Annotated in this window: 8 protein-coding genes; 6 read left to right on the forward strand and 2 right to left on the reverse strand. The window is 65.7% G+C overall.

All coding sequences use genetic code 11. From position 1 onward, the window contains the following. Positions 1-407: 407 nt before the first annotated feature. The 4 genes from J7E80_RS10765 to J7E80_RS10780 all read left to right on the forward strand — a co-directional run bounded on the left by J7E80_RS10765 (position 408) and on the right by J7E80_RS10780 (position 6091). The gene (locus tag J7E80_RS10765; RefSeq protein WP_056625601.1) at positions 408-695 is read left to right on the forward strand and encodes an HU family DNA-binding protein; all 288 of its coding nucleotides are present in this window, start codon (positions 408-410) and stop codon (positions 693-695) included. Positions 696-844: 149 nt separating this feature from the next. Further along, positions 845-3016, forward strand: a complete 2172-nt coding sequence (locus J7E80_RS10770) for a cytochrome c oxidase assembly protein (RefSeq protein WP_215051450.1) — start codon at positions 845-847, stop codon at positions 3014-3016. Continuing rightward, on the forward strand, positions 3016-5037 hold the full coding sequence (locus J7E80_RS10775) for an NHL domain-containing thioredoxin family protein (protein WP_215051451.1): 2022 nt from the start codon (positions 3016-3018) through the stop codon (positions 5035-5037). The genes J7E80_RS10770 and J7E80_RS10775 overlap by 1 nt, the downstream gene beginning before the upstream one ends. Before the next feature lie 184 nt (positions 5038-5221). Continuing rightward, the gene (locus J7E80_RS10780) at positions 5222-6091 is read left to right on the forward strand and encodes a type IV toxin-antitoxin system AbiEi family antitoxin domain-containing protein (RefSeq protein ID WP_215051452.1); all 870 of its coding nucleotides are present in this window, start codon (positions 5222-5224) and stop codon (positions 6089-6091) included. Between the two features lie 70 nt (positions 6092-6161). Here the strand turns inward: J7E80_RS10780 and J7E80_RS10785 are convergent, their stop codons facing one another. Continuing rightward, positions 6162-7154, reverse strand: a complete 993-nt coding sequence (locus J7E80_RS10785) for a hypothetical protein (protein ID WP_215051453.1) — start codon at positions 7152-7154, stop codon at positions 6162-6164. A gap of 128 nt (positions 7155-7282) precedes the next feature. Then, positions 7283-8986: a helicase HerA-like domain-containing protein gene (locus J7E80_RS10790; RefSeq protein ID WP_215051454.1), complete on the reverse strand. Its 1704-nt coding sequence runs from the start codon at positions 8984-8986 to the stop codon at positions 7283-7285. A gap of 305 nt (positions 8987-9291) precedes the next feature. On the opposite strand from J7E80_RS10790, the gene J7E80_RS10795 reads away from it, so the two are divergent. Next, entirely contained in the window at positions 9292-11628 is a 2337-nt protein-coding gene (locus J7E80_RS10795) for a chromosome segregation ATPase (RefSeq protein WP_215051455.1), read from the forward strand. Positions 11629-11799: 171 nt separating this feature from the next. Next, complete coding sequence (locus J7E80_RS10800) at positions 11800-12789, forward strand: LLM class flavin-dependent oxidoreductase (RefSeq protein WP_215051456.1); 990 nt, start codon at positions 11800-11802, stop codon at positions 12787-12789. The last annotated feature ends 94 nt before the right edge of the window (positions 12790-12883 follow it).

Genomic DNA, 12883 nt, shown 5'->3' on the forward strand with positions numbered 1-12883 from the left:
CCCCTTGGCCTGTCCCACGGCGATCCTCCCTCAGAACCCGGCCCGCAAACCCGGGATCCTCCCTCAGAACCCGCCCGTGAACCCCGGGATCCTCCCTCAGAACCCGGCCCGCAAACCCGGGACCCTCCCTCACAACCTGCCACTCATGGTGCCGTGCGCGCGGAAGCTGGCTGCCGTCGTCGGACGTTATTGTTGGCGACTCCGGCGCCGGCGGGATATTGAAGATCGTCCGCTACGGGCGGAATTCGAGGGAAAACCCGCGAAATTCCGGTGATTTTGGTCAAAAAGTCGCGGAAACACGCGGAATTTGTCCCCCTCACGGGCGCAAGCTGGTAAGTTTTCGAACAGTGGCCTGCACGCATGCCGCATGCAGGCTCCAGAAATCAAAAGCGTCCAGGAGGACATAAATGGCTAAGAACCGTAGTGAACTTGTTGCAGAGGTTGCAGGCAAGGCCGGCACCAGCCAGGCAGCCGTCAACTCCGTGCTCGATGCACTGTTCGAGGTTTTCGAATCTTCCGTCGCCTCCGGCGAAAAGATCACCATCCCGGGCTGGCTCGCAGTTGAGCGCACCGACCGTGCAGCCCGCACTGGCCGCAACCCGCAGACCGGCGAGACCATCCAGATTGCAGCCGGCCACAGCGTGAAGCTGACAGCTGGTTCCAAGTTGAAGGCCGCTGTCTCCAACAAGAAGTAGTCTTTCCACGCAGCTTTGGCGGGGCGGCAACCAAAGGGTTGTCGCCCCGCCCGCTTTTAAGGCCCCCCTTTTAGGGCCTGGCCCCGCCCACGTTGAAGGGCCGCAAGGGCCGATTCGCCGCGCAGGCGGCGTTAGCGGACAATGGATAGGTGCCCTCTGCATTAGAATCCCGTACTCCACAGCCTGCCCCCCGTCCGGGAGCGCAGGCCCAGGCTGATGCCGCGCTCGGCATTGCCCGGCCGTGGCAGATCGCGGGATTGGCTGCACTTTTCCTCGGTCTTACGGCAGCCTTGCTGTTTTCAGGTGCGGCCATGGCCCCGGAGGTATCAGATCCCGGCGTCATGGTCCGCTGGGGCCTTCCCGTCAGCAAGGCAGTGCATAACGTCTCGCTGGCCACTGTGATCGGCGGGCTCATCTTTGCCGCGGGCATACTGCCGAAGACCCTGGACCGGCGCCGGACCAAGCAGGAGGACGCCCCTGAGCACCCGGCGTTCTCGCGTGCCCTGGCTATTGCGGCGGTTGCAGGGGTGGCCTGGACGCTGGCTTCGGTTGCCGTCCTTGTCCTCACCTATGCCGACGTGGCAGGGCAGCGCATTTCCGGCGACGCTGAGTTCACCAGGGCACTCGTTTACTTCATGACGGACATCCCTACCGGACGGGCCTGGCTTGCCGTGACAATCATCGCGGCCGTAGTCACTACCGCGGTGTTCGGAGTGCGGTCCCTGACAGGCTTGGCGCTGACCCTGGTGCTGGCACTGATCGGACTGGTTCCCACCGCACTGATCGGCCACTCTGCCAGCTCGAATGACCATGAGGGAGCCATCAGCTCCCTGGGCCTGCACCTGGTGGGTGTCAGCGTCTGGGTGGGCGGCATCGTTGTGCTGGCCCTGCTCTCCGGCCTCCTGACCGGCTCCCGCAGTCCGGCCGGCGGTGCCGGCGCTTCGCGGCCCGGCGGTCCGTCGGACATCACTGAACCAACGCTGCGGCGGTTCTCCTCGCTCGCCGGATTCGCTTTCCTGCTGGTCTTTGCCTCGGGCGTGGTGAACTCCACCGTCCGGGTAACCAGCTGGGCCGACCTGTTCGGCTCACCCTACGGCCAGCTGATCCTGGCGAAATCGGCCGCCACCATCGTGCTCGGCGGGATCGGGTACATGCACCGGCAGTGGGTGATCCCGCAGCTGGGCCGTAAGGGTTCTGTCATGTCGTCGCGCCGCGTGCTGTGGCAGCTGATTCTCATGGAACTCCTCATCATGGGAGCCACCTCCGGAATCGCAGTGGCACTCGGCCGCTCCGCGCCGCCCGAACCCACCACCTACGCCCCCAACGCTTCCCCCGCATTCATCCTGTCCGGCTACGAGCTGCCCCCGGAACTGACGCCGGAACGCTGGCTCACTGAATGGCGTCTGGACTGGATCTGGGTGGGCGTAGCCCTCTTCGGGCTCGTGTCCTACTTCCTAGGCCTGGCCAAGGTCCGCGCCCGCGGGGACAAATGGCCGTGGTTCCGGTCCGTCAATTGGGTCATCGGCCTGGTCGTGCTGACGTACATCACCTCCGGCCCGCCCGCCGTCTATGGACGAGTGTTGTTTTCCGCGCACATGGTGGACCACATGGCCCTGACCATGGTCGCCCCGCTCTTCCTGGTCCTGGGCGCGCCCGTGACCCTCGCCCTGCGGGCCCTCCCGGCCCGGAGCGATGGCTCCCGCGGCCTTCGCGAGTGGCTGCTGCTCTTCGTGCACTCAAAGTTCTCCCAGCTGGTGACACACCCGCTCTTCGCCGCAGCCAACTTCGCCGGCTCGATCGTGCTGTTCTACTACTCCGACGCCTTTGGCTTCGCCATGCGGGAACACGTGGGCCACGAGCTGATGATCCTGCACTTCGCACTGACCGGGTACATCTTCGTGCTCAGCATGATCGGCACGGATCCGCTTCCGCGGCGGGCCCCCTTCCCGCTGCGGCTCGTGCTGCTCCTGGCCACCATGGGCTTCCACGCCTTCTTCGGAGTTGCCATCATGGGCGGCACCAACCTGCTGGCGGCCGACTACTTCGGCAACCTCGGCCGGGAATGGGGTCCCTCGGCGCTCGTGGACCAGCAACTGGGCGGAGCGGTGGCCTGGGGCATCGGCGAAGTGCCCACGCTGCTGGTGGCAATCGGCGTTGCCATCATGTGGTCCCGGTCCGACGAACGGGAGACCCGCCGCACCGACCGGGCAGCGGACAGGAATAACGACGCCGATCTCACCGCTTACAACGATATGTTTGCCAAATTGGCTGAACGCGATGCCAGGCTGGCTGAACGCAACTCAAAGCTGGAAGGACGCTGATGAGCGAAACCGTACGCACCCACCACCGGGTCCGCGCCTCCGAACTGGTGGGCCGCAACTGGCTCAACACCGGCGGCAAATCCCTGGACCTGGAAGCCCTGCGCGGAAAGATCGTGCTCCTGGACTTCTGGACGTTCTGCTGCATCAACTGCCTGCATGTCCTGGATGAGCTGCGTCCTCTCGAGGAAAAGTACTCCGATGTCCTTGTGACCGTGGGCGTACACTCCCCGAAGTTCGAACACGAGGCCGATCCCGTGGCCCTCGCCGCAGCTGTGGAACGGTACGAAATCCACCACCCCGTCCTCGACGACCCCGAGCTGGAAACCTGGAAGGCCTACACAGCGCGCGCCTGGCCCACGCTCGTGGTCATCGACCCCGAGGGCTACATCGTGGCCCACCTTTCCGGAGAAGGCCACGCTGACGGCCTCGGCGTGCTCATCCCTGAGCTGATCGCCGAGCACGAAGCCCGGGGAACCCTCCATCGCGGCAGCGGCCCCTATGTCGCGCCGGAGCCGACGTCGGGGACCCTCCGGTTCCCGGGCAAGGCCCTGTACCTCCCGGCCGGGCGGGGAACCTCCGTTGGCGCGTCCGCCGGAAAGTCCGACGCCGGTGCTCCCGCCGGCTCAGGCGCCGGCACCTGGCTGGTCACCGATACGGGCCACCACCGGCTGCTGGAGCTCGGCACCGACTTCCACACCGTGCTCGGAACGTTCGGCACCGGCATCAAGGGGCACGCCGACGGCCCGGGAACAGCCGTGGACTCCCGTGAGCCGGTGGCGGAATTCAACGAACCACAGGGTCTCGTCCTCTTGCCGGAAGACGTGGCAGCAAAGACGGGCTACGACGTCGTCATCGCCGATTCCGTCAATCACCGCCTAAGGGGACTCTCGCTCGCGGACGGAACCGTCACCACGCTTGTCGGAAGCGGCGTGCAGCGCCTGCTGGAGACCGGCCCGGCCCGCGTGGACGAGGACGCTGCGGGCTTCACCGGACGCCTTACCGAGCACCCGCTCGAGGTATCCCTCAGCTCGCCGTGGGATGTTGTGTGGTCAGCCAAGCTGAATGCCGTCGTCATCGCCATGGCCGGCGTGCACCAGATCTTCAGCTTCGAACCGCTGTCCGGGGCCGTGTCCATCATCGCTGGCACCGGACTGGAGGGGCTCTTCGACGGACCCGCCCACGAGGCCTGGTTCGCCCAGCCGTCCGGCTTGGCCGAAGACGCGGACGGCAACATCTGGGTTGCGGACTCGGAAACCTCCGCCCTCCGGAAGCTGGTGATCGACGACGACGGGACGGTCACCGTTGAATCTGCCGTGGGCATTGGGCTCTTCGACTTCGGGTTCCGCGACGGCGAAGCTTCCGGGGCACGCCTGCAGCACCCGCTCGGAGTCACCGTGCTCCCGGACGGTTCCGTCGCCATCGCCGACACGTACAACGGTGCGGTGCGCCGCTATGACCCCGCCACCAAGACCGTGTCCACCCTGGCCCGCGGTCTCCTGGAGCCCTCCGACGTGATCGTTGACCACACCCAGACGGCGGGCTCGGAACCGCTGCTCGTGGTGGTTGAAGCGAACAAGCACCAGCTCGTGTATGTGCCCATCCCCAAGGAGGCACAGCAGGTGGATGAAGGCGCCGTGCAGACCCACCGGCCCAAGAGCCCTGTGGCTCCAGGCTTCCTGGAGCTGACAGTCCGCTTCGAGGCGCCCACCGGCCAGAAGCTCGACGACCGCTGGGGCGACCCCACCCAGCTGAAGATCTCCTCCACCCCGCACGAGCTGCTCGTGGCCGGCGGCGGAACCTCGGTTGGCCTGCTCCGCACGCTGGAGCTGGCCACGGACGTGCCCGAGGGCGTACTGCACATCACCGCCCGCGCCGCGGCCTGCGACGGCCCGGAAACCGAGGACGGTGAGATCCCGGACCACGCTGCATGCCACCTGTACCAGCAGGACTGGGGCATCCCGGTGGTGCTGCAGCCGGACGGCGACACCGAGCTCGTGCTGGACCTCCGCGGCATGGATTAAGCCTGCTGCCGCACCTGCCTGCTGAACTGGCCCGGTTTTCGACCCGCAGGGGTTGGGAGCCGGGCCAGTTTTGTTGAGGCTGGGTTCAAAACTGGGCCGGTTGGGCGCCGGCGAAGCAGCCCGTTTATCCACATAGTCCAACTACAGCCTGCCTGCAGGCCTGGGGAGCGGACATTGTGGGCCTATGGACCCAGCGGACATCATCAAATCAGCCGGAGGCGTCCTGCTGACCCGGGACGTGCTGGCCAGGGGCGCCGCCGAATCCGGTATTCGGGCGGCGGTCCGGTCCGGCGACGTGATCCGGGTGGAGCGAGGGCTGCTGGCCGTCAGCGGCGCCGACCCGGAGCTGGTGGCTGCCGGACGCTCGCGGGGCCTCCTTACCTGTGTGTCCGCGGCTCCGAGATTCGGGCTCTGGCAACTGCGTCCGGCCGCTCAGCCCCACTACTGGCACAGCAACGGCCGGAATGCGGTCCGGTGCATCAGCCACCGTCTTGCACTGACCCAGCAGCAACATCATGCGACCATGGCTGCTCTTCCGGATGTGCTGCTCCATGCCTTGTTGTGCCTGCCGCCCCTGGAATCGCTGGTCATGGTGGAATGCGCCTACAACCGGGGAGACATCGACCCGGCCTTCCTCCGGCGGCACTTGGCGGGAAACCGCTGCGGAAAGGCCCGTGACGTCCTGGCGAGAGTGGAACGGGGTGCTGATTCCCTGCTTGAGACCTTGGCCCGGGTAGTCTTCCGGGAGGCAGGCATCGCCACCGAAACACAGGTGTGGCTGGACGGAATCGGCCGCGTGGACTTCCTGCTTGAGGGATTTCTGATTGTTGAACTGGATGGAATCGCGTTTCACCTGGAGTCGCGGCAGTTCAAGAAGGACCGGAGGCGGGACAATTCCGCAACAGTCCGCGGGCTTCCCGTGCTGCGCTTCTTCTATGACGACGTCGTACACGCGCCCGAAGCCATGTTGGCCCAGGTGCAGGACGTGCTGGCCAGGGGGTCGCTCCGCTGGCCGCAGCCGGACCAGCCCAGTTTTGGATCTTCCAGCCGCTGACGTGGCCCTGATGCCGTGGACGAGGGTTCAAAACTGGGCCAGTCCGGCAGACAGACTAGAAGCTCAGGACCTAGAAGCTCAGGACTGGGGTGACCTTGATGGTGTCGCCGTCAATGTCCAGGCGGGTGGTGAAGCTGAAGTCGTGTTCGACGTCCAGAGCCGAGGAGCCGCCACTGAAGAGATCAATCTGCTGGGCGGTGATCCTGGCCTTGCCGTCCAGGGGCGCCACCACCCACTTGCCGTCGAACGGCTCAATGCTGATCTTCGGGTACTCGGTGATGCTCCACTTGATGGTGCCGTCCACCACGCGGTTGCTGGTGGCGTGATAGAAGGGGCAGTCGGGCTGCAGGCGCTGCTGTTTGACGGCCTCTGCGGCACACTTGTCCAGGAATTCCTTGACCCGGGCCGCCACGGCCCGGTTCAGCTCGTCCGTGGCCTGGGTCAGGAGATTCAGCGGGGCAGCCGGGACATCCCGCCCGGAGACGGTGGCGCGCGTGGGCGGCGCCGAGAAGTAATGGCCGTTCAGGGAGGCCTCGTACTCGCCGGGGTAGAACACGGCAAACGTGTTGCGGCCGCCGGGCATGTTCACCGGCACGCCGTTGAGGGTGGCCTCGCTCGAGTTCACGACGGTGACGTCCACTGTGGGCAGGGTGGCCGGGACAAAAGCCCACTTGTTGAAGAAGAGCCACTCGGTGCCGGCGCTCTCCAGCAGGAACTCGGTGTGGAGGCGGCTGCCGTCGATCGTGTAGTCCATGGGCACCATCACGCGCTTGCCGCCGCGCGGTTCGGCATCACCGATCTTCACGTTCGCAATGCGGGCGGCCGACGTCTGCAGCGCCGTGCCGTCGAGCATGGCGGCATCTGCGTCGGGCACCGAAGCCTGGAGCAGTCCCAGCGCACGTTCGCCCTCGCCCTTCTGCAGGGCGTCCAAATATTCGCGCACCGGCTGCTGCGGGCTGGCCACGGAATGGTTCACCAGATTCACCGCAACAATGGCTCCGGCGACGGCAAGCATCAGGCCCAGCAACCATCCGGCCGCCGTCCTTACCAAGGCTTGACTCATCTGCACGCCCCTTACGTTACCTGCAAGTTATGTAAACGCAGGAGTAACAGAGGACACACGTGACGCTGGACGGCGTCAGGAAAACGTCCGACGGCGGGGCGTCGCCACCGCTGGCGGCGCCCGAGGAGCTAACGTCGCCGCCGGGATGAGGTGCCGAAAACGCCCCTCAGAAGTTCCCTCCCCAGTTGGGTTCCCATCGACCGGACCATGCTTTTCAGGCCGCCGCCGAGGGCGCCCGTGATGTCCTCCATCATGCCTCCGGCCTGGGGAGCCGAATGCGGGGCGGGCGCCCGCCTGGGCTCCCGCTCGGGCGCCCGCTCCGGCCCGGGGGCGGGTCGGCTGCTGGGGCGTCCGAGGATGTCCTCCTCAATGCGGCGGGCGTCCGCATCCACCGCGGCGGGATCCAGGCTGCCGGGGACAAACACCCCGGTGGACGGCACCGGCGGCTGCCCTGGCGCTGCCGGGCCGGTCGGAGCGGTGGCCTTCCCGGAGAGTTTCTCGTACGCCGAGACGCTGTCAACGGCGGTCCCGTACTTGGCCAGCAGTGCCGAACCGGCAACCGTGCTCTTGATGAGCTCGTCCGTGCTGGGGCCCATGACGGATTCCGGCGCGCGCAGGCGGGTCAAGGCCACGGGTGTGGGCGCGCCCTTCTCATTCATGACCGTGATGACGGCCTCCCCGATTCCGGCGGAAGTAAGGGTCTCCTCGAGGTCGTAGTCGCTCACCGGGAAGGTGGACACCGTCGCCTTGAGTGCTTTGGCATCCTCCGGCGTGAAGGCCCGGAGCGCATGCTGGACACGGTTGGCCAGCTGGCCGAGCACGTCCGCTGGAACGTCCTTGGGCGTCTGCGTTACAAAGAAGATGCCGACGCCCTTGGAACGGATCAGCCGGACGGTCGTGATGATGGCCTCAAGGAACGCCTTGGACGCGTCGTTGAACAGGAGGTGGGCCTCATCAAAGAAGAACACGAGCTTGGGCTTGTCCAGGTCCCCCGCCTCGGGCAGTTCCTCGAACAGGTCTGCCAGGAGCCACATCAGGAAGGTGGAGAACACCCTGGGCTTGGTCTGCAGGGTGGGCAGTTCGAGGCAGGTGATGACGCCTCGGCCGTCCGGTGACGTCCGGAGAAGCTCGGCCGTGTCGAACTCGGGCTCACCGAAGAAGCGCTCCATCCCCTGCGCCTCCAGTGTCACCAGCTCCCGGAGAATGACGCCGGCCGTCGCCTTGGACAGGCCGCCCAGTTCCTGCAGGGTGTCCTTGCCCTCGTCGGAGGTGAGGTACTGGATGACGGAACGGAGGTCCTTGAGGTCGACCAGTTCGAGGTTGTGCTTGTCCGCGAAGTGGAAGACAAGCTGGAGGCTGGACTCCTGCGTGTCGTTGAGTTCCATGATGCGCGACAGCAGGATGGGCCCGAAGGATGTGATGGTGGCCCGGACGGGGATCCCGTTGCCGTCTCCGCCGAGGGCAAGGAACTCCACCGGAAACGTCCTGCCAGCCCACTGCTGGCCGATGCTCTCGGTCCGTGCGGCCAGCTTTTCACTCCCCGTGGCAGCCGTGGCGAGGCCGGACAGGTCGCCCTTGAGGTCGGCCAGGAAAACGGGCACTCCAGCGGTGGACAGCTGCTCGGCCATCATGTGCAGCGTGACAGTCTTGCCGGTGCCGGTGGCGCCGGCCACAAGCCCGTGCCGGTTCATCATGGACAGGGGCAGCCGGACCGGAGCGTCTTTGTGGAGTTCGCCGTCGACGATGGCGGCCCCCAGCTCGATGGTGGCGCCCTCAAGCGCATAGCCCTTTTGGATCGTGGCGACTTTATCTGCTGTGGATTTGTTGGCCATGCCGCTAGCTTAGCCGCGGGTATCCGGATCTTTCCTGACGGCCAGGAATTTGATGGTTTCGGGACGGCGGCCGGGTCGAGCTGCAGCTATACCTAGGTCCGGAATGCGGTGTCCGGCGGGAAATGAACTGATTCAATTCACCCAGCCTCAGTGAGAAATCGAGTACTGCCTCGATAAAACAGGTAGGAAAATATGCAAAGTCGAGTGGAATCCACTGGTGTTTTTCTACGAAGGCGCAAATAGTATCGGGACCATAAATGCGGCCAAGGACGGTCGTATTTCCAATTTCGCACCCGGGGGTCCCCATGCAGCAAGAGTCAACCACGTCCGTTGTCGCCCGACGACTGGCTGCCGCCGTCGTCCTCCCCGGCATCCTGACCAGCACACTGGTACTGGTGCCGGCGGCCCAAGCGGCCGACAGTTCCACTGCCAGCATTTGCACCGGGGTGGTGAACCAGCTCGGGCACCGCGGCACAGTGCAGGAAAGCCTGCTCAAGGCGGCCGCCCGCAAGAACGCGGTCCTCATCAAATCCCTGGAGGAGGAACGTGCGACGCTGGAGACAACGGCGAACAAGCTGACGGTGGAGATTGCCGCTGCGGACAAAGCGATTGCCGACCTTGAGGCTGAGGAACGAAAGCTGACAACGGATTTGGGTTCGGCAACAACCGAAATGTCCGGGCTTTTCGCCGCCCAGACTACCGCGGCACAGTCTGTCGCGGACACAGAGAAGGCACTTGCCGGACTCCAGGCAGAGAAAACCAGCACCGAAGCGCAACTCGCACCCCTGCAAGAGGAACTCGCCATTGCCGAGGCCGCTGCTGGGCTGCTGAAAGAGCAGAAAGTGGACCTCGACGCCCAGATTGCAGCCAAGACTGGCCAGATCAGCGCAGCGGAGGATGACCTCGTGGCGCTCCGCGCTGCAGCCGGGGCCGCCGCGGACGCCCTCGCCGGAAAGAACGCCGAAATCCTGAAGGCACAGGGCGAGCTAACGAATCTCTCGGGGATCGCCGACGGTGCAGCGGCGGCCGCGGCTGAGGCTGCGCAGGTGGTCAGCGACGCCGAGGCTGAGCTCCAGCGGCTCGAGGGCCTCGGGGAAGCAGCGCAGACGGCACTGGCGGACCAGCAGACGAGGGTCGCGGAGGCAAAAGCCGCCCTCGCGAGCCTTCAATCGACGGCCGAAACGGCAGCGGGTGCTGTTGCCGCAAAGAATGCAGAGATCAGCGCCGCGCAGGTGGAACTCGCGGCACTGCAGGCTGCCGCCACCCAGGCTGCGGACGCCTTGGCTGCCAAGAACGCCGCGATCTCTCAGGCCCAGACGGAGCTGACTGCACTGCAGGCCAACGCCGCAACGGCCGCCTCGGCTCTCGCGGCCAACAGCAACCAGCTTGCGGCGGCCAACGCTGAGATCACGACCCTCCAGGACCAGATTGCGACGAAGAATGCCTTGATCACGGCCAAGCAGGCTGAACTCACCAAAGCACAGGGCGAGCTCAGCACGCTGCAGGCCACCAAGGCGGCCCTTGAGTCGGAGATCGCCACGCTTACGGCCCAGATCGACGCGATCAACGGCAACTCGAAAGCCAAGAAGGACCTGATAGCAGCGCGGGAGACCAAGCAGGGCCTGCTGAACAGTGTGAACACCCAGATCACCACAAAGAATGCCCAGATCTCCGGCTACCAAGGTGACCTGACAACACTCCAGAACTCGGTCAACTCCCTCAACACCCAGCTCCTCGCCAAGCAGCAGGAAAGCAGCGCACTGCAGCAGCAGGCAGCGCCGCTGCAGGCCACCCTGACCTCAGCGAACGCTGCCGTCGCCACCAAAGAAGGCGAGATCGCAACCTTGAAGGCGCAGATCCCGTCGCTCCAGGCCGCGGTGAATGACGCCGATGCTGCTGTTGCCGCCCAACAGGGTGAACTCAGCGTCCTGCAGGGGCAGCTCCCGGCGCTCCAAGGCGCCGCGGCCTCGGCCGCCGCGGACGTCTCCGCGCAGGAAAAGGTAGTGGCGGACCTGGAAGCTGCACTTCCGGGGCTGACCCTGGGTGTGGCCGACGCCGAGGCGGCTATAGCGGAACAGAGGACTGTGCTCGGCGGTCTGCAGGCGAAGCTGACGGAAGCCAACAACGCCGTTGCCGCCGCCAATGCCGCCGTCGAGGCCAAGAACACCGAGATCAGCGGTCTGCAGGGCGAGCTGCCGGCCCTTCAGTCCACCCTGGACGGCGCCAATGCGTCGGTCTCCATCAAACAGGGTGAGATACAGAAGCTGAACACCGAACTGGACAGTCTCGCCGGCCAGCTCTCGGTCCTCAATTCGCAGATCGCCGCCAAGGAAGCCGAGGTTCTAAGTCTGCAGAACCAAGTTGCTCCTCTTTTGGACCAGCTGAACAGGATCAACGGCGAGATCAGCGCCACGGAAACTCAGCTCAAGACCCTGCAGGCGCAGCTCGTGGCTCTGGACCAGCAGTTCACGACTGCCTCGAATGAGCTCAACGTCCTGCAGGCGAAGAAGGGTGTGAAACAGGCCGATGTCGCAGCCAAAAAGACAGTGCTTAAGTCCCTTCAGGACCAGCTCGCCGACGTCCAGAGCAAGATCGCGCTCATTGATGGACAGATCGTGCTGGGCGGCTGTGTAGTCAAATAGTGAGGGTGCTGAGCAGGAGGGGGTCACCGGAAACGGTGGCCCCCTTGCTCCGTGTCCGGCGCCACGGCGCAATCCAGAAATATCCCGACCGCCGTCGTCGTTGTTGCCAGTGCCTGTCCCGCTACCGGAACGGGCCGCCGCAACGCCCCGCTACGAAAGGCCGGCTCCACCTTGACTGTTCCCCTCTCCATCCTTGACCTGGCGACCATCGGCAAGGGACAGACGGCGGCGGAGAGCTTCGCCGGGAGCGTGGCCATGGCGCAGAGCGCCGAGAGACTCGGCTACCGGAGGGTCTGGTACGCCGAGCACCACAACATGTCCTCCATCGCGTCCTCTGCCACGAGTGTCCTCATCGCGCATGTGGCCGCCCACACCGAGACCATCCGGCTGGGGGCGGGCGGAGTCATGCTGCCCAACCACTCGCCGCTGACCATTGCCGAGCAGTTCGGCACCCTGGAAACGCTGCACCCGGGACGCATCGACCTGGGGCTCGGCCGCGCGCCCGGCAGTGACCAGAACACCATGCGGGCCCTGCGCCGCGACCCCCATTCGGCGGACACCTTCCCGCAGGATGTCCTGGAACTGCAGGGCTACCTGAGCGGCCCCAGCCGCATCGAGGGCGTCGAAGCGACACCGGGCAAGGGGACAGACGTGCCGCTGTACATCCTGGGATCGTCCCTGTTCGGGGCGCGGCTCGCCGCCCAGCTGGGCCTGCCCTACGCCTTCGCCTCCCACTTCGCGCCGAACGCGCTCCAGGACGCGGTAGCCGTCTACCGCCGGGAATTCAGGCCGTCCGGGCAGCTGGCGGCCCCGCATGTCATCGCCGGCGTCAACGTGATCGCCGCTGATTCCGCACCAGACGCGCAGGCAATCTTCCGGGACACCCTCCGGGCCAGGGTCTCGCTGTTTTTCGGCGGCGGGCGCGAGTTCACCGACGACGAAGCTGACATGATCCTGGACTCCCCGCAGGGCCAGCACGTCTCGCAGATGATGAAGTACTCGGCCATTGGGACACCGGACGTGGTGCTGGAGTACCTGGACGGATTTGCCAGGCACGCCGATGCGGACGAACTCATCGTCGCGCACCAGAGCACGGGGACCGCCACGAGGCTGCGTTCACTGGAGCTGCTGGCGGAAGCAGCCGGCCTCGCCCGGGTCTAAGGCGGCGGAACGGTCCGGTGCCGAACCAAGGCGCCGCCAAAATTACCACGGAGCCGAACTAAGACACCGCCGAACCAAGCCGCCGCCGAAGTTA

Source organism: Arthrobacter sp. ISL-28, from assembly GCF_018613875.1.
GTDB lineage: Bacteria > Actinomycetota > Actinomycetes > Actinomycetales > Micrococcaceae > Arthrobacter.